Annotated in this window: 23 protein-coding genes and 1 rRNA gene; 20 read left to right on the top strand and 4 right to left on the bottom strand. The window is 44.1% G+C overall.

Annotated elements, in window-relative coordinates; genetic code table 11:
- The first annotated feature begins 79 nt into the window (after window positions 1-79).
- The 7 genes from rrf to A3738_RS02320 all read left to right on the top strand — a co-directional run bounded on the left by rrf (window position 80) and on the right by A3738_RS02320 (window position 7,876).
- A 5S ribosomal RNA gene (gene rrf / locus A3738_RS02350) occupies window positions 80-194 on the top strand.
- Window positions 195-576: 382 nt separating this feature from the next.
- Window positions 577-1,149, top strand: a complete 573-nt coding sequence (locus A3738_RS02345; protein WP_197472648.1) for a LysE family translocator — start codon at window positions 577-579, stop codon at window positions 1,147-1,149.
- A gap of 27 nt (window positions 1,150-1,176) precedes the next feature.
- The gene (locus tag A3738_RS02340; RefSeq protein ID WP_068482620.1) at window positions 1,177-2,847 is read left to right on the top strand and encodes an acyl-CoA dehydrogenase family protein; all 1,671 of its coding nucleotides are present in this window, start codon (window positions 1,177-1,179) and stop codon (window positions 2,845-2,847) included.
- The gene (locus tag A3738_RS02335; protein WP_068482618.1) at window positions 2,844-3,317 is read left to right on the top strand and encodes a DUF2489 domain-containing protein; all 474 of its coding nucleotides are present in this window, start codon (window positions 2,844-2,846) and stop codon (window positions 3,315-3,317) included. The genes A3738_RS02340 and A3738_RS02335 overlap by 4 nt, the downstream gene beginning before the upstream one ends.
- Window positions 3,318-3,356: 39 nt before the next feature.
- Window positions 3,357-4,409, top strand: coding sequence for an efflux RND transporter periplasmic adaptor subunit (locus tag A3738_RS02330; protein WP_068503527.1), 1,053 nt, complete (start codon window positions 3,357-3,359; stop codon window positions 4,407-4,409).
- A gap of 4 nt (window positions 4,410-4,413) precedes the next feature.
- Window positions 4,414-7,473 carry an efflux RND transporter permease subunit gene (locus tag A3738_RS02325; RefSeq protein WP_068482611.1) on the top strand — a complete coding sequence of 1,020 codons (3,060 nt, stop codon included), beginning with the start codon at window positions 4,414-4,416 and terminating at the stop codon, window positions 7,471-7,473.
- 118 nt (window positions 7,474-7,591) lie between these two features.
- Complete coding sequence (locus A3738_RS02320) at window positions 7,592-7,876, top strand: hypothetical protein (protein ID WP_068503525.1); 285 nt, start codon at window positions 7,592-7,594, stop codon at window positions 7,874-7,876.
- Between the two features lie 65 nt (window positions 7,877-7,941).
- Here the strand turns inward: A3738_RS02320 and A3738_RS02315 are convergent, their stop codons facing one another.
- Window positions 7,942-9,510: a bifunctional aminoglycoside phosphotransferase/ATP-binding protein gene (locus tag A3738_RS02315; protein ID WP_068482604.1), complete on the bottom strand. Its 1,569-nt coding sequence runs from the start codon at window positions 9,508-9,510 to the stop codon at window positions 7,942-7,944.
- Window positions 9,511-9,569: 59 nt separating this feature from the next.
- On the opposite strand from A3738_RS02315, the gene mrcB reads away from it, so the two are divergent.
- The 4 genes from mrcB to A3738_RS02295 are packed head-to-tail and all read left to right on the top strand — an operon-like array spanning window position 9,570 to window position 13,147.
- Window positions 9,570-11,894: a penicillin-binding protein 1B gene (gene mrcB, locus A3738_RS02310; RefSeq protein WP_082878653.1), complete on the top strand. Its 2,325-nt coding sequence runs from the start codon at window positions 9,570-9,572 to the stop codon at window positions 11,892-11,894.
- Window positions 11,882-12,286, top strand: coding sequence for a tetratricopeptide repeat protein (locus A3738_RS02305; RefSeq protein ID WP_068479082.1), 405 nt, complete (start codon window positions 11,882-11,884; stop codon window positions 12,284-12,286). Before mrcB ends, A3738_RS02305 begins: the two co-directional genes overlap by 13 nt.
- A gap of 4 nt (window positions 12,287-12,290) precedes the next feature.
- A complete protein-coding gene (locus A3738_RS02300) occupies window positions 12,291-12,836 on the top strand; it encodes a YaeQ family protein (protein WP_068479085.1) in 546 nt (181 codons plus the stop codon).
- Window positions 12,833-13,147: a DUF3301 domain-containing protein gene (locus A3738_RS02295; RefSeq protein WP_068475660.1), complete on the top strand. Its 315-nt coding sequence runs from the start codon at window positions 12,833-12,835 to the stop codon at window positions 13,145-13,147. Before A3738_RS02300 ends, A3738_RS02295 begins: the two co-directional genes overlap by 4 nt.
- Here A3738_RS02295 and A3738_RS02290 read toward each other — a convergent pair.
- Window positions 13,144-13,752 (bottom strand): YigZ family protein, encoded by a 609-nt coding sequence (locus tag A3738_RS02290; protein ID WP_068479088.1) that lies wholly within the window; start codon window positions 13,750-13,752, stop codon window positions 13,144-13,146. The two genes, A3738_RS02295 and A3738_RS02290, sit on opposite strands and share 4 nt — an antisense overlap.
- Window positions 13,753-13,891: 139 nt before the next feature.
- Here A3738_RS02290 and A3738_RS02285 point away from each other — a divergent pair, with 139 nt between their 5' ends.
- The 8 genes from A3738_RS02285 (at window position 13,892) to A3738_RS02250 (ending at window position 22,917) form a co-directional block, all read left to right on the top strand.
- On the top strand, window positions 13,892-15,259 hold the full coding sequence (locus A3738_RS02285) for a wax ester/triacylglycerol synthase family O-acyltransferase (RefSeq protein ID WP_068503530.1): 1,368 nt from the start codon (window positions 13,892-13,894) through the stop codon (window positions 15,257-15,259).
- A 96-nt stretch (window positions 15,260-15,355) separates the two neighbouring features.
- On the top strand, window positions 15,356-15,988 hold the full coding sequence (locus A3738_RS02280) for an FKBP-type peptidyl-prolyl cis-trans isomerase (RefSeq protein WP_068473492.1): 633 nt from the start codon (window positions 15,356-15,358) through the stop codon (window positions 15,986-15,988).
- A gap of 218 nt (window positions 15,989-16,206) precedes the next feature.
- The gene (locus tag A3738_RS02275) at window positions 16,207-16,773 is read left to right on the top strand and encodes an NnrU family protein (RefSeq protein ID WP_068473495.1); all 567 of its coding nucleotides are present in this window, start codon (window positions 16,207-16,209) and stop codon (window positions 16,771-16,773) included.
- A 4-nt stretch (window positions 16,774-16,777) separates the two neighbouring features.
- Window positions 16,778-17,983: an alpha/beta hydrolase gene (locus A3738_RS02270; RefSeq protein ID WP_068473498.1), complete on the top strand. Its 1,206-nt coding sequence runs from the start codon at window positions 16,778-16,780 to the stop codon at window positions 17,981-17,983.
- A gap of 124 nt (window positions 17,984-18,107) precedes the next feature.
- Window positions 18,108-20,450 (top strand): molybdopterin-dependent oxidoreductase, encoded by a 2,343-nt coding sequence (locus A3738_RS02265; protein WP_068473501.1) that lies wholly within the window; start codon window positions 18,108-18,110, stop codon window positions 20,448-20,450.
- 29 nt (window positions 20,451-20,479) lie between these two features.
- A complete protein-coding gene (locus A3738_RS02260) occupies window positions 20,480-20,725 on the top strand; it encodes a YheU family protein (RefSeq protein WP_068473505.1) in 246 nt (81 codons plus the stop codon).
- 3 nt (window positions 20,726-20,728) lie between these two features.
- Window positions 20,729-22,474 (top strand): SWIM zinc finger domain-containing protein, encoded by a 1,746-nt coding sequence (locus tag A3738_RS02255; RefSeq protein WP_068473508.1) that lies wholly within the window; start codon window positions 20,729-20,731, stop codon window positions 22,472-22,474.
- Between the two features lie 83 nt (window positions 22,475-22,557).
- Window positions 22,558-22,917 (top strand): hypothetical protein, encoded by a 360-nt coding sequence (locus tag A3738_RS02250; protein WP_068473511.1) that lies wholly within the window; start codon window positions 22,558-22,560, stop codon window positions 22,915-22,917.
- Window positions 22,918-22,962: 45 nt separating this feature from the next.
- Here the strand turns inward: A3738_RS02250 and A3738_RS32485 are convergent, their stop codons facing one another.
- The gene (locus tag A3738_RS32485) at window positions 22,963-23,172 is read right to left on the bottom strand and encodes a hypothetical protein (RefSeq protein WP_068473514.1); all 210 of its coding nucleotides are present in this window, start codon (window positions 23,170-23,172) and stop codon (window positions 22,963-22,965) included.
- Window positions 23,173-23,481: 309 nt separating this feature from the next.
- On the bottom strand, window positions 23,482-23,709 hold the full coding sequence (locus A3738_RS02240) for a hypothetical protein (RefSeq protein ID WP_068473520.1): 228 nt from the start codon (window positions 23,707-23,709) through the stop codon (window positions 23,482-23,484).
- 207 nt (window positions 23,710-23,916) lie between these two features.
- Between A3738_RS02240 and rapA the strand changes: the two genes are divergently transcribed.
- Window positions 23,917-25,209: RNA polymerase-associated protein RapA (gene rapA / locus A3738_RS02235; RefSeq protein WP_082889933.1), on the top strand; the 1,293-nt coding region annotated here is incomplete at its 3' end.

Raw genomic sequence — 25,209 nt, 5'->3', positions numbered from 1 at the left:
CTATTGCTTCCAATGTTAAAGACAACAGCAGAATTAAGTGTTGGTGTAACGACCGTAAGTTACTTCAACCAGAGTTTTGCCTGACGACCATAGAGAACTGGAACCACCTGATCCCATCCCGAACTCAGAAGTGAAACGGTTCATCGCCGATGGTAGTGTGGGAGGTCCCATGTGAGAGTAGGTCATCGTCAGGCTTCTAATACGAAACCCCAGCAGTACATACTGCTGGGGTTTTTTATTGCGTGGGGGTTTGTTCCTCGAGTAAAAGTGCGTCTGACCACATCGTCAAATACTCATGCAATTAGGTTTGTTTACCGTATATCTATTAAAAGCTAACCTGAAGTCGAGCGTCTCTCAACAAACGTAAGGTATATTTGAATACCCTTCCCCCAGTAACAATACCAAAGAGACAATCGCACATCGTGTTAATGGCAAAGTAACCACTTTAGCTTAGCAGTCGTTATGAATATACTAGTATATTTTGGTCAACAGTGCCCTTGACGTCCTTTCACACGGTTAGAAATAATGCCCTTTGAACAATGGCTTTTACTATTGGCAACCTGTGCTCTCGGAGCCATGTCGCCAGGCCCTTCTTTAATTTGTGTCCTTCAAAACGCGATAGCTGGCGGATTTCGTTTAGGTGTTAAAGTTTCGGTAGCCCATGCTAGCGGGGTTGCTCTTTGGGCGTGCGCAACAATTTTGGGAATTGCGAGCATTAGCAAAACGTTCCCTTTTCTGCACAATACACTGATACTGTTGGGGGCGTTGTATCTAATCTACATGGGGTTACGTAGTTTCGCTTCTGGGCTAAGTGGGGTCGAGTTAAGTATTAATGGTGTAGAAAGCCCGAAAGGCAGACAAGCTGTTCGAGACGGTTTTTTCATTGCATTTTTAAATCCAAAACTAGCAGTGTTTTTTGTCGCCTTGTTCTCTCAATTCGTTGACGCAAATAACAGTCCGATTGATTCGCTTGTCATGGTTTCCACTGCCGCGTTTGTAGATGCTCTATGGTATATCTTAGTAACTTTTATAGCATCATTAAGTACCTTCAGAAATCGCTTATTGAGACGAATCCGCTATATAGATTGCTTTGGCGGAATCGTTTTTATTTTCGTTGGGGTTAGTGTGGCAGTAAGTTGGATTAAGTGAATCAAGTATTACGATAAGGTTGAAAGTATGTCGAATTATGAACCCAAAACTAACTATTGGGCCGAAACACATCGTGTCGAAAATGTCCCAAAAAAGCTCGTAGACTACAATTCGTTTTGCTCTGACAAGGCGCTTTTAGAGGCCGTTAAGGTTTTTGGCCCGGGTATCGATGCCAAAGCTCTTACAGAGTTTGGTTTGCTAACTGGTAGTGAAAGGCTTATAGATCTTGGTTTTGATGCTAACCACTACAAGCCGGAATTACATACCCATAACCGACGTGGAGAGCGGGTCGACGAAATTAAGTACCACGCTGCTTATCATGAGTTAATGAACATATCTTTAGCTCACGGTATTCATTCGAGTCACTGGGAGGGTTCGAATAGTGGGCATCACATCGAACGCGCTGCAATGAGCTATATGATGACACAGGTCGAGGCAGGGCATGGGTGTCCTATTACGATGACTTCTGCATCAATTCCTTCTTTACGCCGCCAACCAGATCTTTACGAAAAGTGGGCCCCTAAAATTCTAAGTCGAAGTTATGACCCAAGAAATATCCCCCATTCTCAAAAAGATAGCGTTACGATTGGAATGGCGATGACCGAAAAGCAAGGAGGGTCTGATGTTCGGAAAAATACGACACGCGCATACCCCGTTTCTAAGTCTGGAGGAGGAGCGCTGTATGAGCTTGTTGGTCATAAGTATTTCGTGTCCGCGCCAATGTGTGATGCTTTCTTAGTGCTGGCTCAAACTGACCAAGGCGTGTCGTGTTTCCTGGTGCCGCGATGGAGAGAGGATGGTACGAAGAATCCGATTCAGATCCAAAAGTTAAAGAACAAGATGGGAAACGTTTCGAATGCATCGAGTGAGACAGAGCTACGTGGCGCGCAAGGATGGTTGATCGGCAAGGAAGGAAAGGGTGTGGCAACCATAATAGAAATGGTCGCGATGACACGATTTGACTGCATGATCGGATCAAGCGCGGGGATGCGCCAAGCCGTCGTGCAAGCTATTTCGCATTGTAAAGAAAGGGAAGCGTTTGGAAATAACTTACGAGACCAGCCCTTGATGAAGAATGTATTGGCTGATCTCGCAATCGAGAGTGAGGCCGCTATGTTAATGACAATGAGAATGGCGAAGGCACTCGAGAATTCAGATGACAATGAAAAAGAGTCGATGTTGGCACGTCTCGGAACGGCGGTAGGAAAATATTGGATATGTAAACGTACGCCAGCGCATGCGTATGAAGCAATGGAATGTATCGGTGGTATGGGTGTTATGGAAGACACGATAATGCCGCGTTTATTTCGTGAATCACCGATTAATGCCATCTGGGAAGGAAGTGGGAACGTACAATGCTTAGACATGTTACGAGCTATCTCGCGTTCACCGGAAACCCTGGATGCAATCTTCGAAGAACTCGATAAAGCAACTGGTAAAAGTATATATTTTGACGATCACCTAAGGCATTTGAAATTACAACTAGAGGACAAAGAGCATATTGAGTTTCGTTCTCGGACGATCGTTGAGCAGCTAGCGTTAGCATTACAGGGTGCGTGTTTACTACTTTACGGGAATGAAGTCGTAGCAGAAGCATTCTGTATGTCTCGTCTTCAAAATGCACCAAGCGCCTACCTATTTGGTACCCTCCCAACTATGGTCGATTGCGACTACATTATTGATAGAGCGGCGATATGAGCAACGTTTCTGAGTATGAACTTTGGACCTATAGTGTTGTAGGCTTAGTTTGTATTGTCTTATTGAGCTGGGCGATTACAAAACAGCTTCGAGCATTGAAGCAAGAAAATAACGCTAGACGAGAGTTAAGACTAAAAGAAGCTGAACGACGTAAATTTTTGTTAGACAGCGTTTATGTGCTTTGTAAATCGGTACTTGATAAGCAAGTAGAAATCTCTGAGGCCTGTATGCGGGTTAAGCTCTTAATAGATCATTTTGATTCAACACTGCATGAGCGTCATGACTTTAAAGTATTTAACGATGTATACGATCGCTTAGAGCATATGCCGAGATTTGAAGCGAGGAAGCGTTTATCTAGGCGTGAAATGAAGGCCCTAGATCAAGAGCGTTATGAAGTCGAAGCCGAATATGAGGACGAAGTTAAAAAAGCGTGTGTCGCTTTGCTAGCCCATTTGTCTTCTTTACACTAAACGGCATGTTATTAGGAATGCAACTAGTAAGGAAATTATATGTTAAAGCGCATTTTAATCATTTCATTGGTGATCTGGTTTACGGCATGCTCATCAGAAGAAGCGACCGTCACTGAACCTCAGTTGCGTCCCGTAAAAACGTTTATTGTGGGAGGTTCTGACGAGGGCGCGATGCGAAGCTTTCCAGGTGTTGTTGATGCAAACCAAAAAGCCGAGCTGAGTTTTAGAGTCAGCGGAAAATTAACCAGCTTAAACGTAAAAGAAGGCGATCTAGTTACGGAGGGCCAGTTACTTGCTACCTTGGATGACTCGGACTTTAATATAGAGCTTCAAGAAGCTCAGGCTAGTTATTCAAAGGCTAAAGCTGATCTCGATAGAGCGAAATTATTAATTCAAAAAGGGCATATATCCAAAGCCGATTTCGATAAGTTAACATCTGCTGAAGTGGGAGCTAAAGCTCATTTAGATTCTATAAAACAGAAGCTCATTTATTCACAGTTAAAAGCCCCTTTTACAGGTCAAGTGGCAAAGCGTTACATTGAAAACTTCCAAGAAGTCGGCGCATCGCAAACTATCTTTCTACTGCAAGATCTTAGCAGTTTAGAGGTGAGTGTTGATATTCCTGCATCGGTTATGGTCAATGCAAAGCGCGATATCTCGACAATAGCCATCAACGCCCAATTTGATGCTATCCCAGATAGAAAATTCCCCCTAAAGGTTAAAGAAGTTTCGACTGTTCCTGACGAGGTGACACAGACATATTCAGTGAAACTAAGAATGGAAAATGTACCGGGTTACAACATCCTACCTGGAATGACTACGACAGTTAAGGCGAGTAATCCTGTTGCGACAGGCCAAACAATTTTTATCCCTAGTAGTACAATCTCAGGGTCAGATGAGCAAGCATATGTTTGGCTGATAGATGAGCAAGCAGACGGAACTGGAATAATTAAGAAACAAAATGTCAGTCTCGGAGACCTAGGCGAAAATGGCTTTGAGGTCTTAAATGGTCTGAATGAGGGTCAAGCTATCGTGGCTGCCGGTGTCAGCAAGGTAACTGATGGAATGTCCGTTCGTTTAAAAAAGGATTAAATAAATGAACATTACTGCAGCTGCCATTGCGAATAATCGTACTACCTTGGTTTTATTTATCATTGTTTTACTGGCGGGTCTCCAAGCGTTCAATAATCTCCCACGTGCGTATGACCCTGGCTTTGTTATTCGGGCTGCTCAAGTGATTACGTATCTTCCAGGTGCTAGCCCCGATCGAATGGAAGATCTTGTAAGTAATCAGATTGAACAAGTTATCCAGGAAATTCCAGAACTCGATTTCGTTACGAGCACTTCTAAAACCGGCGTTTCTATTGTTGTCGCTAATATCAAAGAGAGCTATACCGATATGCGGCCAATATGGGATGACCTGCGTCGTAAAATTGATAGCGTAGCACCAGATTTACCGAGTGGAATTATCGGTCCAATAGTTAATGATGAATTCGGTGATGTATACGGAATCGTTTTAGCGTTGACTGCCGAGGGATATACCTACAGAGAAATGAAGGACGTTGCTGATGATGTACGTGACGATTTGTTGAGTCTCCCTGACGCAGCCAAGATTGATCTGTACGGCGTGCAAGAAGAACAGATATACGTCGAATATGATAATTCAAAGTTGAGTGAGTTAAGTATTTCTCCTAGCCAACTTAGCGCAATGATTAAAAGCCGCAATATTATCATTCCTGGCGGGTCTATCACTGTGGGTGAAGAGCGCATTGAATTAGAACCATCCGGTAATTTTGAATCCGTTGAAGACATTGCAAACACAATACTTCCTATACCGGGTAGTAAAAGTGTTGTGTATTTAAGGGATATCGCGTCGGTAAGATCAGGATACGTTGATCCTAGATCTTCTATTGTGAGTTATAACGGAGAGCCAGCAATTGGTATCGCTATCTCTATGAGAGAGGGTGGTAATAATATCGAGTTAGGTAAACAGGTGCGAGAGCATATTGCTCAGCTACAATCAATCTATCCGATAGGGGTGGATTTTAACGAGGTCAATTTCTCTCCACATGAGGTAGATGAAAAGGTAAAAGGCTTTGTCGTTAACTTACTGCAGGCCATTGCCGTGGTAGCAGGAGTAATGCTTGTTACGCTCGGAATGAGAACAGGTTTGATCGTTTCTCTGCTTATTCCTTCCAGTATGCTAGCAGCATTGTTAGTGATGTATAACATAGATATTGGTTTGGATCAGATTTCACTCGCTGCATTGATTATCGCGCTTGGTATGCTGGTTGATAATGGCATTGTGATGTCAGAGAGTATTTTGGTTCAAATGAAGGAAGGGAAAAAAGCTATTGAAGCTGCGATCGATTCGGCGGCGGAGCTTCGTTTATCGCTCTTAACGTCTTCTTTAACTACCGGCGCGGCCTTTTTACCCATCTATTTGGCTGAATCAGCTGTCGGCGAATTTACCTCCTCATTGTTCAAAGTTGTTACGATTACCTTGCTTTGCTCTTGGGTGATTTCAATGACTGTGATTCCTATGCTGTGCGTATATTTCCTCAAGCCTAGTGAAAAAACGGTTGAGAAAGACTCCTTGGTACAAACGATCTATGTCAAAGTGTTGAGCTTCAGTTTGAAAAATCGTTTCCTCGTTATCATCTCTGTAGTTGTAGCCTTATTTGCAGCAGGCTATATGATGAAGTACGTGCCAAAAATTTTCTTCCCGCCATCAGACCGCTTATATTTCAAAATGGAGCTCGAGTATCCACTTGGTACCGATATCAGTGTGACTGAAAAGTTGTCTAGCGAGATTAGTGAAGCGATCAAAGAAAACTTCCAAGTGAATGAAGATCGTCCTGAAGGGATCACCTCTTGGATTTCATACATTGGGGCTGGCGGGCCGCGTTTTGTTCTGCCTCATACGCCAGAGCCTGCTAGCCCCAACTACACATTGTTTGTCGTGAATGTAAATACTTTGGCGGCTGTCGATCAAAGTATTAAGGGCTTAAATGCGTATTTATTTGAAAATTTCCCAGATGTGCAAGCAACCTTAAAGCGAATTGAAAACGGTACACCGGTGAAAAATCCCGTTGAATATCGCCTATACGCAAAAGATATCGAGACCTTATTTGAACGAGTCGATGCCCTGAAAGCCAAGATGTCTGAGCTGTCTGAACTTACAAATATTAATGATGATTGGGGTATTCAGACGAAGAAGTTTGAAGTGATTATTGATCAGACTAAAGCGCGTCGCGCAGGTATAACCAACGAAGATATCGCGGTTTCATTGCAGACGGGTTTGAGCGGCTTAGAGCTGACAGAGTATCGACGTGGCGAAGATATTATTCCCGTATTACTTCGAACCAAAGAGTCAGAACAAGATGATATTTCGAAGTTAGAGGGGATCTCTGTGTATGTGCAGTCTACAGGTGATTCCTTGCCTCTGAAGCAAGTCGCCGATCTGAAGCTAATATGGGAGCCCGCTAAAATTTTGCGTCGAGATCGAATCAAAACGGTCACTGTCGGAGCGCAACTCATTGATGGTGTCACAGCTACTGAAGCATTTGAGAAATTGACTCCATGGCTTGAAGAGCAGTCACAGAATTGGGAATTAAGTGCGAGTTATGAGCTTGGTGGCGAGTTTGAGAGCTCGGATAAGGCAAATGAGTCTATTGCTGCAAAGCTACCGATAGCTGGCTTTTTAATTCTGATTTTGTTGGTCGCGCAATTTAATTCTCTTCGCAAGCCTGCGATTGTTTTAATGACGATACCTCTAGGGTTTATTGGTGTCGCGATTGGTCTCGTTGTGGCTCATTCATTCTTTGGGTTCATGACGCTACTTGGTGTGATTTCACTGGCTGGTATCGTTATAAATAATGCGATTGTATTACTCGAACGTATTGAATTAGAGATCAATGACAACGGCTTAGCGCCTTATGACGCGATTGTTATGGCAGGAAAACGACGCTTGCGGCCTATTCTTTTAACAACCGCAACCACAGTGTTAGGCATGTTACCTTTATATTTTGGTGGTGGATTGATGTGGGAGCCGATGGCCGTTGCAATTATTGCAGGACTGCTATTTTCTACTATCCTGACCCTGATTTTAGTTCCAGTGTTATACGAAACCTTGTATAGAGTTAAATCAAGTTAGCGGGGGATAAATTCGCAATTTGTGAAGTTGCGTGATAACGTCTCTCTCTCAGTTATTTTAAAACCACGGATTTAGATGGCTGAAAAAACTATAATCACACATTCAAATGGAGGTGCTTATGATACCTGCCAACGACACGCGCGATGACATCATTACGGTGGAAGAGACGCTAGAGTTAGAGCAAAGTGGTTATTTTTACTTAGAAAATAGGCAGTTTATTGGACCTTTTAGTAGCCCCACAAAGGCGAAAGAAGCGGCATTAGGACACTGCGAAGGTACTGCTCCAGGAGAGTGCCGCGCTGTATATCAAGGCACTGTGCGTTTTAATCCGATTACTGAGCTTAATGAAGCTCTGCCGGATATGCATCAGCTAGATCAAACATCCTTGGCGACTATAAACTAGCGAATACAAGCTAAGTTCCACAAGAAAGCGGCTCATAAGGCCGCTTTTTTTGTTTTATGCCTAGACTAATTAAGTAAGTTCTTACGAATCTCACTCACCAGTTCATTGGTCTCTTCTAATATTTCACTATGCACAACGAAGGTCTTTTTCTGTTCCTCTTCAGTTAAAGTATCTTGGCTATGTATCTGAGCGTCAACGATCTCAAAGCTTGCATCAGACGCGTCATGATCCTCATCTTCACGTTGATGAATCCAACTCTCTATTAAGCTCATACTGGCTTGGCAGTCAGCAATGACCATCGGCACGCCGTTTTCATCGGCGACGTCTTGAATAAAATTGCGTTGCCACAGTTGTAGGTTTGTTGCATCAACGATGACGCTCAAGCCTGCATTTAAGATATGCCGCGATAGAGAAGCGAGTTTCTCATAGGTAAGATCTGTGGCCGCTTTGCTATACAGTTCTTTTGCTTTGTCAGTGTCAGGATGCTTATGAGGATCAAATTTAAATAGTCGCTTTCGTTCTACATCGGAGCGGATGCGAATAGCGCCTAACTTATCTACAAGACGCAGCGCAACGGTGCTTTTTCCCGTTCCTGATACACCATGCATGGTCAATATAAAACGATTTGGAAGTGCCGAGCAGCTTTCGGCCAAGTCGATATATGACTGATATTTACGCCATAGTTCGTCTAGTTTTTGCGGATTGTTTTTAAAGTCTTCCATCTCAAATAAAGAAATCTTCGCACGGACTATCGCGCGATAGGCTTTATAAAATGGTAAGAGTTTTAGGCCTGCGTAGTCTCCAGTTTCTTCTAAATAATGATTTAAAAAACGATTGGCATAGTGGTGTAGGCCCCGCTCCTCTAGGTCCATGACAAGGAAGGCAGTATCGCTCATAACGTCGACCCAACGAAAGCTGTCATTAAATTCGATACAGTCAAAGAGGGTGACCTTGTCGTGAAATAGCGTGATGTTCTTGAGGTGAAGATCACCATGGCATTCTCTTACAAAACCCTGTTCTTTGCGTTGTTGCATGATATCTGAGTGGATTGCAAATGCACTCATCGTCCATTTTTCGAGGTGTGCGAGCTGTTCTAAATGCTCTGTCTCTGACAGGCGCTCTCGTATTTGTTCAAAGTTTTGTTCTGCTGGCAGAATCAAATGCTCTGGTAATCCATAAGGCGTGTTAGCGGGCGCTGATAATGCTTCACGATGAAATTCCGCAACTCTATCTGCTAGCTCATCAATATGTGTAAACGTTAAACGATTAGTTTCATCCAACTCATTAAAGAGTTCTTCTGTTTTGAACTGATGCATCTTGATGCAGTATTCAATGGCGTCTTCATCTTCAACGCCGAGAAGAGGGTTGACTGAGCTCCCTCCAATTGCGAGTACCTCAACATACAATTCTGGAGCGGAACGTGAGTTTAATTTTAATTCTGCTTCACAATACTGTTTACGTGCTTTTAATGCCGTAAAATCTAGGAACCCAAAATTTACGGGCTTTTTAATCTTGTAGGCATAATCGCCGGTAAGAATAATCCACGAAATATGTGTTTCGATAAGCTCAAATTGACTGCACGCGTGTGGGTACGGCTTTGCTTCTAATAATGACTGAATCAGCGCTGAATTCATGTTTCCTCCGCAGTGTGGCAGGCACAATAACAGCAGAGCAAATTCCTGCAAAGTAAATCATGGCTAAATCCAAGCAAACTAAAAAAGCAAAAGCTGAACCGTCAAAATCTAAATCGCAAGCGACAAAGTCTCGCTCGTGGTTGTGGAAAGTTCTCGCGGTGTTATTCGTGTTTGTATTTGCTTGGCTTATCTATCTTGATGCACAAGTGCGTTATAAATTTGAGGGCAAGCGTTGGGCTTTACCCGCGCAAGTATTAGCACGTCCGTTAGAGTTGTTTGAGGGGCAAGCGCTAAATATTGACAATCTTGAGCAAGAGTTAGCCTTACTCAATTACGCTAAAAAAGCTCAACTCTCTGCCCCTGGTACTTATAAACGCTCGGCCAATCAAGTGCAGATTTTTCGTCGCGCTCATCGGACGATAGACGGTTCTCAACAAGCCTTGCGTTTGTCATTACGAATAGAGGGTGATGTCATCACTAGTCTTTCAACTGATGATGCAAAAGGCCAAGGTATTTATACCATTGAGCCGTATAAGATCGGGGGTATTTATCCAAAAACGCGTGAAGAAAGAGAGCTTATTGCCTACGAAAACATCCCGCCAGGGCTTGTGTCTGCCTTGTTGTCGACGGAAGACAGAGACTTCTTTACGCATTTTGGTATAGCGCCTTTGGCGATAGCCCGAGCGATGTACTTAAATGTGATGGCTGGTCGAGTTGTGCAGGGCGGTAGCACCCTCACGCAACAACTAGTGAAGAATTTTTACCTCACTCGTGAGCGAAGTATTGTCCGCAAAATCAATGAAGCCTTTATGGCATTGATGTTGGAGTGGCATTACAGCAAAGAGGATATCTTAGAGACCTACGTCAACGATATTTACTTGGGTCAGTCGGGCAATACGGCTGTGCATGGTTTTGCGATGGCAAGCCGATTTTACTTCGCTCGCAATCTTGAGAACCTTGAATTAGAACAGCATGCTTTGTTAGTCGGCTTACTGAAGGGGCCATCATTCTATGATCCTCGACGCCATCCTAAGCGCGCAACGAAGCGTCGAAATCTAGTGTTGAGTTTGATGCACGAACAAAACTGGATTTCTAGAGACGCGATGCTGAAGGCTCAATCAAAGGAACTCGGTGTGACCAAAAAGCCGAGCTTCAAGAGTAATCGTTATCCTGCGTTTATCGATTTGGTAAAGCGTCAGTTGCGAGAAGATTATGATACAGAAGATCTGAGCAGTGACGGCTTGCGGATTTATACGACCTTAGATCCTCAGCTACAACAAAATTTAGAAAGTGCGATCGCAAGAGAAATTAAAACACTCGATAAGCGAAAGCGAGGCACGGGAAAACTCGAAACGGGAGCCGTGATAACTGCTGTTGGTACGGGTGAAGTGCTAGCAATTATGGGTGGAAGAGATCCTCGATACCAAGGGTTTAATCGTGCTTTAGATGCAGATAGAGCCGTCGGCTCATTGATTAAACCAGCGATCTATTTGGCGGCACTTGAACAGCCAGAACAGTTTCAATTAGCGACTAAGATTACCGATGAACCATTCGTTCTTGAGTTTGAGAACGGTGATACGTGGACGCCAAGCAATTTTGATTCTGAGACGCATGGTGAGGTCGCGCTGGTTGAGGCATTGGCAAATTCTTACAACTTAGCGGCGGCCAGACTTGGCTTGCAGCTTGGTATGGATAGGGTGCGAGAAAGTTTGAGGCGACTAGGCGTGAACGAGGCGCTTAACCCTTACCCGTCATTGCTGCTGGGTGCTCAAGCGATGACGCCTTTCGATGTCGCAAAGTTTTATCAGACGATCGCGAGTAATGGTTTTAATATGCCCTTGCGAGCAATTCGTGAGGTGACAGATCACCAAGGTAATTTGTTGTCGCGATATCACTTTAATGTTGAGCAAGTGATTTCGCCTGAAGCGAGTTATCTGTTGCAGAGTGGCATGCAAGAGGTCATGCGTGCTGGCACTGGACGATCAGCTTATCGAACTTTGCCCACACAATTGCTGACAGCTGGAAAAACTGGAACAACAAATGATTTTCGAGATAGCTGGTTTGCCGGTTTTTCAGGGGATTACTTAGGCGTGTTTTGGCTTGGCAATGATCAAAATGAATCGATCGGTTTAACCGGAAGTTCGGGAGCTTTGCGATTATGGACACGCTTTATGTCATCGGTTCCACAATATCCTTTGGCAACTCCTAAACCTTCGGATATTGATGTGCTGTGGTTTGATCAAGATAGTTGGAACCAAACGCATGCTGAATGTGATAATGCGCAACCTCTTCCCATCTGGGGAGATGCGCAAAAATTTGAGTGGCAAGCATGTCAGAAGCGAACGGGGGGAATAAAATCTTGGTTAAGATCATGGCTACAGTAAAAGCAGCACTCGTCTTTCTTGCTTGTTTGTTTATTTGGGCGTGTTCTTCTGCACCAACGCACACACTCGTTGCGAAGCAAGAGTCTGCCCATTCTCCAGCAAAAGATCAGCGTTACACGACTAAGCAACCCAACATACCTAGTGCCGTTTATGCATTGATTGATCAAGCGCAACAAGCGCGTGAGCAAGATCAGATGGGCGGGGCGTTGTCGCTGTTAGAACGAGCACAACGCTTAGCGCCAAATTTTAGTGTGGTTTATTTAGAGTTAGGACATACCTACCTCGCGTTGAACAATCATCAACGCGCAAAACATATGTATTTACGTGCATTATCTTTAGCCGCTAATAGTTCTGAGCGGCGCAATGCACAACTGGCATTACAGGAGCAGTAGTACTATGGCATTAAGTGCCACGATTTATCGTTTCGGAATTGATTTAAGTGATATGAACCGACATATCTATGAGCGTGTTTCTTTGCATGTTGCATTGCATCCTTCTGAAACGATCGAAAGAATGTGCGCACGATTAGTGGCTTTTGCGCTGAGTTATGAAGAGTATTTGGAATTCACAAAAGGCCTGAGTACAGATGACGAACCTGATATCTGGAAGGTCAATTACAGCAGTGAAATTGAACACTGGATAGAAATTGGCAAGCCTGATGCTAAGCGACTAAAGAAGGCATTGGGTCGAAGTAAAAAGGTCTCTGTGTTTAGCTATGGTGGCCAAGATGTTGAACAATGGATCGAATCCATTATGAAGGATGCATCTGTGAATCAAAAAATTTCTGCATTCCGATTTGATAAAGAACCCGTTGAACAATTCGCTAGTCTAGTTGAGCGCACTATGGAGTTAGGTATCATGATTCAGGATGATTTAATCCATGTGTCATTTGATGGGAATATGATTGAATTTAAGCTCGAAACATTGATGGGCCATTTATGAGTTTAAGTTCGGTATTTCTTACTGCCTTGATTGGGTTTGGGGTCTGGTATTGGATTAAAAGTCGCGATCTAAAAGAGTTTGCATATCGTCGGGTTGCTCACGAATGCAAACGTCTGGATTTGCAGCTGCTCGACCAAACTGTCGCGTTGAAAAGTGTCAGGCTTGCACGAAATCATCGCGGCGCTATGAGTCTGCGTCGCGTTTATGGCTTTGATTTTAGCTCGACTGGGGAAGACCGCTATGAAGGTGAGATTATCTTTCTTGGTTCATTAGTTGAAGAAGTGAAGTTTGCTCCGCACAGAATTCATTAGCGGCTCTCTTGCAGCAAATGTGTTGATTTAAGGTTGCCAAGCTCCATCACGAAGGTTTGTTTGTTTTCTGCAGGGATTGCGATGGTCAGTTCGACCGATTGCCCGTATTCGCTAGATTCGATAGAGCCCTCATAACGCGACAGGATATGTCGTATTTTTTGTTCCTCATCAAATCCACATTGTAGTGTGAGGCTTTCAAGTTCAATCATTTCTTCTGTTTCAATCAAATCGTAGATGCTTTGCGCTGCGCTCGAATACGCGCGTACTAATCCTCCCGCTCCTAGTTTTATTCCGCCGAAGTAACGAACAACGATCACAATAATATCGCCGACGTCTTTGTGTTGTAGAACATTTAAAATGGGTTTTCCGGCTGTGCCGCTTGGCTCGCCGTCGTCAGACATGGCAACAGACTTGGGTTGCTCAGCAGAGCCTAATAAATAGGCCCAGCAGTGGTGCCGAGCATCTGGATATTTGAGCTTTATCTGCTCGAGCTTTTCCATGGCTGCTTCGCGAGAGCTTGACTCATAGGCATAAGCAATAAATCGGCTCTTCTTAACGATTAATTCGTTACTACATGGAGATTTTGGCTTTTTATAGCCCGACATAAAACTTCTCGGCTTGGTTATTGTTAGCATTCATCCCATAAAGTATAAAACGTCAGCGCTTTGTCGCATAATAATGGTCGCACTCATTGGTGCGGGGCAGAAAATCCGTTATATAAAAATACTCATGAAGGATGTACACATGAAACCTCTAAGTCTTGCTGACCAACTTTTCTTATGGATGGAGAAACGTCAACAGCCGATGCACGTCGGAGGGCTACATTTACTAAGCTTTCCCGAGGATGCAGGTCCGAAATATGTCTCTGAAATTGCAGAGTACATGAACTCATTTCAAAAGCCGATTGCGCCATTTAATCAACGTTTAGTAAAACGATTTGGTCGCTATTATTGGAATGAAGATAAACAGTTTGATATCGAACATCACTTTCGTCATAGCGCTTTGCCAAAGCCTGGTCGTATTCGTGAACTTCTGTCCCTAGTATCAGTGAAACATAGTGCCCTAATGGATCGTGAACGCCCTATGTGGGAAGTTCATTTGATTGAAGGCTTACGCGGTAAACGATTTGCTCTGTATTACAAAGCCCATCACTGCATGCTCGATGGTGTTGCGGCAATGCGCATGGGCATGCGTTTGATGTCTGAAGATCCAAGCGTGCGTGATCAGCCGCCACTCTGGGCGATGCCGCGAAAGCAGCGTTCGCATGCTCAGGTAGAAGGCTCAGATGTCATTCAGAGTTTGACGGATCTAGTGGGCGAAGCTGGCAAGCAGATTTCAACGATTCCAACTCTCGTTAAAGAAGTTACGCATGCCGTAAAACAAGCCAGTACGAATCCTGATTATACATCTGCGTTTCAGGCCCCTCCGAGCATATTGAATCAGCGTATTACAGGCTCTCGTCGATTTGCGGCGCAATCGTACCCCTCAGAGCGCTTCAAGAATATCGCGAAAAAAACGGGCTGTACTCTAAATGATGTGGTGATGGCTGTGTGTGGTAGTGCATTGCGTAATTACTTAATTAGTTTGAATGCTTTGCCTGATAAACCTCTGGTTGCGATGGTGCCTATGTCAATGCGTCGAGACGATAGTGATTCAGGCAATCAAATTGCTATGATTTTGGCGACACTCGGTACACATTTGGCGGACCCGACAGAACGACTTGAAAGTATTCGTCGCGCAGTTAAAGAGTCAAAAGACCGCTACGCAAGCATGACGCTTGAAGAAGCGATTAATTACACCGCGTTGACTCTAGCACCTGCTGGATTAAATATGGTCACAGGCTTATCGAGTCGTTTGCAGGCGTTTAATGTTGTGATCTCGAATGTACCTGGTCCGAAAAAGCATTTGTATTGGAACGGTTCGCGTGTAGAAGGGATGTACCCAGTGTCGATTCCGCTTGATCGAATTGCACTGAATATTACCTTGGTTAGTTATGTCGATAGCTTGGAGTTTGGATTTACGGCGTGCCGTCGAACATTGCCGTCTATGCAGCGCTTACTCGATTATGTTGAACAAGGGCTTACAGAGTTAGAAGCGGTTGCGGGCCGATAAATTAAGGCTGTAGTCGGTAAAATTTAATAAATGGTTGGAGCGCGATAACTCGTGCTTCCGAGTAATATCAGAATACTTGAAGTTTAAGGTCTGAAAATGAGTAATGATTCCAACAAGAAGCCAGAAACATTTGAGCAAAAAGTAAGTTATGGTTTTGGCTGGCAGTTTGGTCGCCAGCTCCACAAGAACAAGTTTGAAGGCATGGATATTGAGGCGTGCGTACTAGCCTTGCGTCAGTGTTTTGCTGGTGAGCAGTCTTTGCTAGATGATGCGGAGTTAAACGAAGCATACGATGCGGTAAAAGAAAAACGCAAAGAAGTCGAAGCGGCGCGAACTCAAGGCTATAAAGAATTATGCGAAAAATTCTTGGCTGAGAATGCGAAGCGTGACGGTGTGACCGTGACCGAATCTGGTCTTCAGTATGAAATTCTAGAGCAGGCTGATGGCCCTATTGCCAAGCTTGATCAGACGGTGCGAGTGCATTATCACGGCTCATTCATCGATGGGCAGGTATTTGATAGCTCGGTTACGCGTAATGAACCGGCGGAGTTTGGTTTGAAAGACGTTATCTCTGGATGGACTGAAGCTCTTATGCTCATGCCAAAAGGGTCGAAGTGGCGTATCGTTCTGCCAGCAGATCTAGCCTACGGAGAAGCAGGTATGCCGCCAGCGATTCCTGCTAACTCATCGTTAGTGTTTGATCTTCATGTGATTGATATTCTTGGTTGATCACTACGCTAATAACTAGCTTTCAACTCTCTTTCTTCGGGCCCTGAATTGGGCCCGAAACTTTTCATGTCAAAGGTTTAAATTGCTGATCTAGCAATTGAACCATCTGCCTCTACTCAACGAATTAGTGAGAGAAAACTAAAAAACCTATCTGCTCTGTCACTGACATAAGCATGCCGAATGCGTATGCTAATGGAAAATAAAAAAGGAGGGATGTCATGGCAATTCTTGTTCTTGGTTTAACCATTTTTCTTGGTTTTCATTTATTACCAGTACAGCAAACCATTCGTGGTAATTTGGTTTCTAGATTTGGCGAGCTGCCATACAAAGCGCTCTTCAGTGTGGGATCAATTGCAGGGTTCTATTTGATCGTCGTTGGTAAGGCGCAAGCACCATTTATTTCAGTCTGGGTGCCTCCTAGTTTTTTTAAGCACATTACAATGCTTCTGGTTTTGCTAGCGTTTGTGATTCTGCCTGCAGCGTATATCTCTTCAAATATTAAGTGCAAATTGAAAAATCCAATGTTGATCGCGGTGAAGTTGTGGGCCTTAGGGCACTTGCTAGCTAACGGTGATGTTGCTTCGTTAATTTTGTTTGGATCGTTCCTCGCATACGCCGTCATCGACATGATTAGTGTGAAAAAACGAGGTCAAACGATGGCTAATGATCCCCAACCTATATGGAAGGATGCGCTTGTCGTTGTGATTGGTTTGGCTGCATATATGTTAGTGGTGATGAACCATGCAAGCTTGTTTGGTGTGCCGGTCATTCAAGTAGGAGGGTAATGTTTTGGGCGTTATTCTTTTTCTCTTTGCTTTACTGAGCTTCATCTTAGCGCTTAATGTGCTTCGACCAATTTATCATCACCCTAAACTTATGGTGTTTAGCTTTCTTGCAGGATGGCCTGTTGGAGAGTTGGCGCTACATGTTATCGCTGTCCAGGCTGCTATATTGGGTTCGGTTGTGTACTTTGGTGAGCTCTCTGGAACGCTAGATATGTGGAGTGCAGTGCTACTGTTCTTGTCGTGGGGTATGTTGGCGTATCACTATTTCTCAGGCTTTAAATCACTCACCCAATTTCAAAGTTTTGCGCTGAATGAATCGTTTTTGTTATTAGATATAAAGCGCTTGATTAGACCTTTCAATTCGATCAAAGACAAAGGTATCGTCGTCGATAAGAATATCTTGTATCGCGAAGTTGATGGCATGCGTTTAAAACTAGACATCCGCAGAAAAAATAAAGAACTCAAAGGTGCGCCAGTACTGTTACAAATTCATGGTGGCGGTTGGACGCGAGGGTATGGGTCCAAGAACGAACAAGCTTTACCTTTAATGCAAAACCTTGCACAACAGGGATGGGTATGCGTAGCAACCAATTATCGTTTGAGCCCTAAAGCGACGTTTCCTGATCACATTATTGACTGTGAACATGCTTTAGCTTGGGTTAAAGATAATATTGCTGATTACGGCGGCGATCCTGATTTTATTATAGTGACTGGCGGATCTGCTGGTGGACATTTGAGTAGCTTGTTAAGCCTTTCGACGATTGATCATCGTTTTGATGAAAGCTTGAAGGACAAAGATTTACGCGTTCAAGGCTGTGTGCCGTTTTACGGCATCTATGATTTGCTAGATGAAAAGAAGCTTCAGAAAAGCGTTGGTTTAGAAATTGTGATGCGCAAAAGCATCGTAAAGCAGCGTAAGGAAGAGGCGCCTGACCTTTATCGGATTATGTCTCCTATCAATCATATTTCAAAACATGCGCCGCCTTTTTTGATCATCCATGGAAATAAAGACACGCTCACTTCGTGTGATGAAGCGCGCTACTTTTCAAACAAGCTAAGAAGTGTGTCTGGGCAGCAGGTGAGCTTTGCCGCTATCGATGGCGCGCAACATGCATTTGATATTTTTCCATCCTTGCGCTGCGATATTGTCGTTGCGGGGATATCGGCAGAACTAAAGCAATGGCACGAGAGTTACCAAAAAACACTTTAGCGATAGCGGTTTAACTGACGGAGTTGGACAAATCTTTCAACTCAAGAATATAATCAGCGAGCGGTAACTCAATATAAAAATATCTGAACCACTCCACTCGGGCAGACTTCCGAAGGTTAGCGTGATGACTAATACAGAATCTTTGAAGCACTTTCGTACGTGCAATTTATGTGAAGCAATGTGCGGTGTTGTAATAGAACACGATCAAACTCAAGTGTTGTCGATTAAAGGGGATAAGGATGACCCATTCAGTAAAGGTCATATATGCCCTAAGGCTCTTGCGCTAAAAGACTATCATGAAGATCCCGATCGTTTGCGCACGCCAATGCTTAAAACAGAGCAGGGCTGGAAGCAGATTAGCTGGGGAAAAGCATTTGATATCGCGGCTAAGCGCTTAGGCGACATTCAAAAGCAATATGGGCAAGACGCGGTCGGTTTGTATCTCGGTAATCCGAATGTTCATCACCACGGCAATGTTCTATTCCTGATGAATTTATATCGTGCTTTAGGGACCAAGAATCGTTTTTCTGCGACCTCTAATGATCAACTCCCCCATATGCGCGCTAATTATGAGATGTTCGGTCATCAGGGTTTATTCCCAGTTCCAGACATTGATCATACCGATTTATTCATTTTGCTTGGTAGTAACCCAGCAGCATCGAACGGAAGTTTGATGTCGGCGCCAGATTATCTAGGCCGTTTAAAGGGGATAAGAAAACGCGGTGGCGAAGTAATTTTGATCGACCCCAAACGCAGCGAAACTGCCAAGGTTGTTGATACGCACTTGTTCATCAAGCCAGGCACAGATGCGTATATGTTGCTAGGCATGATTCATACCTTATTTGATGAAGGCTTAGTCGATATCGGTCGGTTACAAGGCATTATTGAAGGTGTGGCAGACGTTCAGTTAATGAGCTCTGATTTTTCTCCCGAGTCTGTCGCAGATGTGTGTGGTATTAAGGCCGAATACATCCGAGAGCTCGCTCGTAAATTAGCAGAGACGCCGCGAGCAGCGATATTTGGTCGCATGGGCACATCAACGCAAGAGTTCGGTGGCTTGGCGACTTGGTTCATTTATGTCTTGAACATACTGACTAATCATCTGGATGAGCGCGGTGGCTTAATGTTTACAAAGCCTGCTGCGGACCTTGTCGAAATTAGCAGCTATCTTGGTGAGCAAGGTAGCTCAGGTCGTTTTAAAACGGTTACCGGTTTGCCTGAGTTTAGTGGTGAGCTACCGTCGAGTGCTATCGCTGATCAAATCGAAACAAAGGGTGAGCAACAAATTCGTGCGATGATCACGATTGCGGGTAACCCAGTTATTTCTAGCCCTAATTCAAATCGTCTAGAGAGAGCCTTTAATTCTTTAGATTTTATGCTGTGCGTCGATAGTCATTTGAATGAAACAACGAAGCACGCAGACCTTATTCTTCCGGGCACAAGTCAGTTAGAGCAGTCGCATTATGATGTAGCTTTAAATATGTTGGCTGTGCGTAATGTTGCGAAATATTCTCCTGCCTTATTTAACGCACCAAAGAACAGTAAGCATGACTGGCAAATTATGCATGAGCTTACGCATAGGCTCTCTGCTGGTGGTAGCTTAGTGAATGGCGTGAAAGAACTTGCACGTTATCGCACGCTGAAACAAATGGGGCCAGATGGAGTATTGGATGTTTTGCTTCGTATAGGGCCTTATGGAACTCAGCTACCGGGCACTTCGTCGATCGGTGCATTTTTGATTGATACGATTCAAGATATTTTCTCTCCATCGCATCCTTTAAGAAAAGCGTTTGATAACGGCCCGTATGGTTCCCAAAACCGAGGTCTGAGCAAAGGCTTATGTATTGCCTCGCTGAAGAATTATCCGCACGGTGTTGATCTTGGTTCGTTACAGTCTGCTTTGCCAGATCGTCTGTTTACTAAACACAAGCATATCCAAATAGTGCCAAAAAGTTATATGACAGATATGCCTCGCTTACGTAAGCGCTTGCAGGAACTAAGTAATACCAAAGAGCCGGTCATGCTTTTGATAGGTCGTCGAGATGTACGTTCTAATAATTCGTGGATGCATAACACGTCGCGTTTAGTGAAAGGAAAAAACCGTTGTACAGCACAGATCAATACAGCAGATGCTAAACGTTTGAAGCTCAAACATGGTGAATTAGTTAAAGTTTCTTCTGACTATGGTGCGGTCACTATTCCTTGTGAAGTCACAGACGACATTATGACGGGCGTTATGAGTATTCCTCACGGTTGGGGGCACGATCATGAAGGGACGCGACTTTCTGTGGCAAGTCAGAAGCCAGGGGTGAACCTTAATGTCCTTATTTCTGATCAGTTCGTCGATAAGTTAACGGGTACTTCAGCTCTAAATGGTATGCCTGTGCGTGTTGAAGCGATTGCTTCAACTGCTACAAAAAAGCGACGAAAAACCACTACCAAGAAAACAACGAAAGCGGTAAGTTAAAGCATTAAGTTTACTGTAGAGTTGTATATATGGTGATTCCCCGTAAGGACGTAAGCGAAGAAGCGCTTGAAGGTTTGTTAAAAGAATACTGTCTTCGCGCTTGGGGTCTAAATGACGTGGAATCGCCGATCGAAGATCGCATTTATAGCGCACGTGCTGCGCTTGATAACGGCGATCTTGTTTTGTGGTATAGCGAGTACGAAGAGAGTGCTTATTTATTGGCCACAAAAGACCTTCCTGAACAGCCAAAGGCTGATGCCTCTTACGACGTGTAAGTCATGTCTAAATTTCTTGTAGGTGAAGAAGAATTATTCAAGCGCGCTGGGAAAGATCGTTTTCAGCGGGGTAAGAATGCGTACACCCCTGATTTGGTGCAAGACTATCAGCGAGATGGCCTAGCGGTAACAGCCAAAGTTGAAGACTACACTGTCACACTGAATTATGCGGGCAGTATTGTGGACGGGCACTGTACTTGCCCAGATTCCGATGGGTTCGATTTTTGTCAGCACTGTGTTTCTGCAGTATTACACGGTAATCGTCTTGAGCAACAAGTACTCTCCCTTTCCAAAGGTCCCGAAAAATCTCGCATATTTGCGTATTTGATTGGTCTCGAGAAACAATCACTGGCGAAGCACTTTTTAGAGCTATTAGAAAGTGATTCTGAACAATTTGAGCGTTACTTGTTAAAGGCGAGTTTGGCCGGGCAAGAAGTTGATTTTGTTGCTCTCAAAGCGCGCGTTACTGAAACAACACGTATCGATGACAAACGTAATTTGTTTAGTCAGCGTCAAGTGAAGGCATTCTTCGCGCGTATTGAACAACTCTTTGGGGAGTTTGAAGCGGCAAGCTTTGAGAGCAAGCCTCGAGAAGGACTCAAACTTGTAGAATATTCATTAGCGCGACTTAATAAACTGCTACTTCAAATTGACGATAAGTGGGGCACATACCGCTCTTCGGCTCAGGCACTCAGCAGTTTGTACACGCGTCTGTTCGCCTTACAACAAGGCCGAGCGACTACCTTGATAAAGCGTTTCGAGAAAATATATTTTCTCGACCAATTTAATCTGATCGCTCACGAGCCTGCGCATATTTTGAGGGAGATTGAAGGTGGTCTCGATTTATTTCATAAACGGCTTGCGCAAGCATGGTTAAGCCAGCAGCTTGCTGAACAAAAAATTCCCGAGACAGAGAAAGTACGAGCGGCTCTCTCCGAGATAAAAGAATATTGGCAATGGCGTAAAGTAGCTGAGCAGCTCATTCAGCTTCCAAAGCCTCGTTATGTTCAAGATGCTTACGCTTGGCAACGGTCTTTACACGAGTTTCTAGCGCAGAGCCCAATGGCTTGGTTGGAATGGGCTGAAAAGGCCGAGCAATTTGGCTCACAGCACGTTGCCACGGCTTTGGATAAAGCCTTGGTCCAATTTCCAAACAATGATCTTCTGGCCCGACGTGCAATTCAAACAGCAGTCCAAAACGAAGACGATAGTACTTTGTCCCGTTTAGCCGTCTCTCAAGCTTGTACTTTTGTGGATATGTTGTCTGAAGGTGCGTTGGAAGCATTGCAGACGATTGATGCAACTCTTTACCTTATGATTTATCGTCAGATTGATCAGATTAATCCGCACGATGATCCTGAAGAACGTCAGTATCGAGCACTAAGTAAATTAAGCGCTTTCATGCAAGAGTATTACGTAAAAGAGTTAGTTGGTTTTTTAGCGCAAGATGAACGCTTATTGTTGGATCAACGTTTGCGATTACTAAAGCTCATTGATGCGAATGGCGATCATGTCGAAGCGAAAAAAATTCGTGAGAACATGGTGCCATTTCTTCTTAATAAACAACAAAATCGTAGTGACGATATTGCAGCTGAGCAGCTTGTTTTGCTGCGGGAAAACTACAAAGCGCTCAACTTGCCTCAATCGGCGTTTGATCTGTTTATGTCATCGATTAATAACTTAATTGTGGTGCGCAATAATTTTGCCTCCTTGGTGGATAAGTACCAGGTCAGCTTGGCGCAGAAATAAGGCGTGACAAGCAACCCATCTAATCGCCATAATCTCCTCCGTTCAGCCCGTATCGGCTCAATCCTTTTAGTACAGGAATTCTCATGTCTGAAGAACTAGAAATGAATATGGATGTCGCGAATCTTTATCGCGAAGAAATTTATACAGATCAGAAGATCGGCACCATTCGTGTTATGACGCCTGTGACGGCAAGTGGTGAACGTGACGATGCGCGTGCAGTGCAATACGTCGGACAAGCGCAAATGATGACTCCAGCTGGTGCTCTGCCACTCACGTTTGAGTTAGCGGTTGATAATTTAGCAGACGCAGTTGCAGGTTTTGGTGATGGCGCTAAGCAGGCAATGGAAGATACGATGCGTGAATTACAAGAAATGCGTCGACAACAAGCGTCTCAGATTGTTGTTCCAGGTCAAGACGGCGGCCCTCAAATTCAAATGCCTTAAGGGCTTTGAATTCAGGCCTCGACCTATCCACAAGGTCGAGGCTTATCATGTATGTTTCTCTATTGTTTCTTGAATAAAACCAGACTCGTGAAGTTTTTGGTAAGCGCGCTTTAATTTGTTAACGCGACTCTGCGGCATGTTTTGATTCACTTTCAGTTTGATCGCATAAGGCGGCTCAATATCGTCAATATAAGTGAGCGTTGTGCGCTTTTGATCTGGCTGCTGACTAACGTGGTAGCTTAGTCGTAAATCCATTTCTATAAAACTATCTACGCGCTCTAAGTCGACTAACTCAAGCCCTTGTTCGTAGCTCTTTACTTCGGTGAGCTCTAAGGAAAACTCCGAAGCATGTTTATTTAATCCTGGATATCGAAAATCTTTAATGATGGCGATCTCGTATGCTTCAAGTTCTTCAAAGTCTCGAAATGCACCGCAATGTAAAACCGAATGATGGACTTTTGTGACTGCTGGCTCAAAGGCAATTCCGTTTGGTAGTGAATCCCACGAAGGGCTGTCATAGGCGATCCAATTAACATTGCTCTCTCCTTTTAACAGCCGTTCGATTCATGGGCTTGGTGCGACAGTAATTTTGATATCTAGTTCGGCGAGTCGTGCGATTTCAGTGACAATGTCGGTGACGATGCCACTATGGATTTTTTCTTCATCGACAATCTGTAAAGGTGCGGCGATATTTTCCACGACAAAGTAGTGAAGATCATGAGCATATGCCGACGCTGATAACGACAGCATCCATAGTCCAATTAGGCGTTTGACGCAGGGAAGATATTCCATCGGTATTTACCTACTTTGCAACAAATATATTTTTAGAACACTAGCGCCTTAACATACAACGACTACACTTCAGCTTGACTTAAAATTAGCAAAGATTGTCCGATTTAAAGTATTCATTGCAGGGTGCTTGAGTGGATGGCCAAGAGTGCTAGAATGCGCGCCGCTTAAGATGCATCGAGCATCATGTTTTTATGCTAGGGGTAAAGAATGACGTATAAAGTTGGCCAACGGTGGGTTAGCCAAACCGAACCGAAATTAGGTTTAGGAATGATCTCTGAAATCGAAGGGCGGAGAATCCTGATCACCTTTCCTGCGGCCGATGAAATTCGTACTTATGCGACAGACCAAGCGCCTATTTCTCGGGTGATTTACAAAGTGGGAGATGAAGTTCGTGATCATGATGATCAACTCTATGTGATCAAAGATGTCGATCTAATTGATGATCTTGTCTTTTATCATGTTTCCAGTGATGCCTCGACAAAACAACGTATTAGCGAAGTTGAGCTGAATTGTTTTATCCAGTTTACGAATCCATTGCAGCGATTAACCAATGGGCACTTCGATCGTAATCGCGCATTTCGTTTGCGTTATGAAACCTTGCAACATAATCATGCCCTTCAACTGAGTGGCGTTAAAGGCTTGCTTGGTTCACGCACGAGCTTGCTTTCTCATCAGGTGTACATTGCAAAAAATGTCGCACAACGTTTTGCACCACGTGTCTTGTTAGCAGATGAGGTTGGCCTCGGTAAAACCATTGAGGCAGGCATGATTATTCATACCCAACTACAACGCGGTTTAAGTTCTCGCGTATTGATTTGTGTGCCATCGACACTGATTCATCAGTGGCTTGTTGAAATGCTGCGCCGATTCAATCTGCGTTTTTCTATTTTTGATCATGCTCGTTGTGATGCGTTGATTGAAGAGGGCGTCGAGAATCCTTTTGAAGAAGAGCAACTAGTATTATGCGATATTGCAACACTTAGCCAAGATCCTGCTCTTTCCGCGCTCGCTAGCGAAGCTGATTGGGATTTGTTTGTCGTCGATGAGGCACATCATCTTGAATGGAGTGCCGAGAAAGCGAGTGATGAATACTTGTGTGTTGAAGAGCTATCGAAGATTAGTCGAGGCGTGTTACTTCTGACTGCGACACCTGAACAAGCAGGTTTGGAAAGTCACTTTGCACGCTTACGTTTGCTTGATCCTGATCGTTTTCATGACCTTGAAGCCTTCAAGGAACAAGAAAAGCATTATGGCGAAATTTCAGAGTTAGTGAAGCAGCTACAAAGCCAAACCGATGATGCGCCGGTTGATGCCAGCCTTAAATCAGACCTGAGTCGTTTGATTGCCTCGCCTGAAGATTTTGATTGGTCTCTGCCCGCTGAAGAACTTGTTCCGCAGCTCATTAATGAATTGCTCGATCTGCATGGTACGGGGCGCGTTCTGTTTCGTAATACGCGTGATGCGGTTGAAGGCTTTCCTCAGCGTATTGTGCGGCCTTAT

This window comes from Oleiphilus sp. HI0066, from assembly GCF_001635725.1.
The sequence above is the reverse complement of the archived record's forward strand: the minus strand, read 5'-3'. Positions and strand labels throughout refer to the sequence as shown.

Coding starts and splice junctions, on each gene's coding strand:
- A3738_RS02345 (WP_197472648.1), top strand. CDS start 577: ATGTCGCCAGGCCCTTCTTTAATTTGTGTCCTTCAAAACGCGATAGCT.
- A3738_RS02340 (WP_068482620.1), top strand. CDS start 1,177: ATGTCGAATTATGAACCCAAAACTAACTATTGGGCCGAAACACATCGT.
- A3738_RS02335 (WP_068482618.1), top strand. CDS start 2,844: ATGAGCAACGTTTCTGAGTATGAACTTTGGACCTATAGTGTTGTAGGC.
- A3738_RS02330 (WP_068503527.1), top strand. CDS start 3,357: ATGTTAAAGCGCATTTTAATCATTTCATTGGTGATCTGGTTTACGGCA.
- A3738_RS02325 (WP_068482611.1), top strand. CDS start 4,414: ATGAACATTACTGCAGCTGCCATTGCGAATAATCGTACTACCTTGGTT.
- A3738_RS02320 (WP_068503525.1), top strand. CDS start 7,592: ATGATACCTGCCAACGACACGCGCGATGACATCATTACGGTGGAAGAG.
- A3738_RS02315 (WP_068482604.1), bottom strand. CDS start 9,510: ATGAATTCAGCGCTGATTCAGTCATTATTAGAAGCAAAGCCGTACCCA.
- mrcB (WP_082878653.1), top strand. CDS start 9,570: ATGGCTAAATCCAAGCAAACTAAAAAAGCAAAAGCTGAACCGTCAAAA.
- A3738_RS02305 (WP_068479082.1), top strand. CDS start 11,882: ATGGCTACAGTAAAAGCAGCACTCGTCTTTCTTGCTTGTTTGTTTATT.
- A3738_RS02300 (WP_068479085.1), top strand. CDS start 12,291: ATGGCATTAAGTGCCACGATTTATCGTTTCGGAATTGATTTAAGTGAT.
- A3738_RS02295 (WP_068475660.1), top strand. CDS start 12,833: ATGAGTTTAAGTTCGGTATTTCTTACTGCCTTGATTGGGTTTGGGGTC.
- A3738_RS02290 (WP_068479088.1), bottom strand. CDS start 13,752: ATGTCGGGCTATAAAAAGCCAAAATCTCCATGTAGTAACGAATTAATC.
- A3738_RS02285 (WP_068503530.1), top strand. CDS start 13,892: ATGAAACCTCTAAGTCTTGCTGACCAACTTTTCTTATGGATGGAGAAA.
- A3738_RS02280 (WP_068473492.1), top strand. CDS start 15,356: ATGAGTAATGATTCCAACAAGAAGCCAGAAACATTTGAGCAAAAAGTA.
- A3738_RS02275 (WP_068473495.1), top strand. CDS start 16,207: ATGGCAATTCTTGTTCTTGGTTTAACCATTTTTCTTGGTTTTCATTTA.
- A3738_RS02265 (WP_068473501.1), top strand. CDS start 18,108: ATGACTAATACAGAATCTTTGAAGCACTTTCGTACGTGCAATTTATGT.
- A3738_RS02260 (WP_068473505.1), top strand. CDS start 20,480: ATGGTGATTCCCCGTAAGGACGTAAGCGAAGAAGCGCTTGAAGGTTTG.
- A3738_RS02255 (WP_068473508.1), top strand. CDS start 20,729: ATGTCTAAATTTCTTGTAGGTGAAGAAGAATTATTCAAGCGCGCTGGG.
- A3738_RS02250 (WP_068473511.1), top strand. CDS start 22,558: ATGTCTGAAGAACTAGAAATGAATATGGATGTCGCGAATCTTTATCGC.
- A3738_RS32485 (WP_068473514.1), bottom strand. CDS start 23,172: ATGGATTTACGACTAAGCTACCACGTTAGTCAGCAGCCAGATCAAAAG.
- A3738_RS02240 (WP_068473520.1), bottom strand. CDS start 23,709: ATGGAATATCTTCCCTGCGTCAAACGCCTAATTGGACTATGGATGCTG.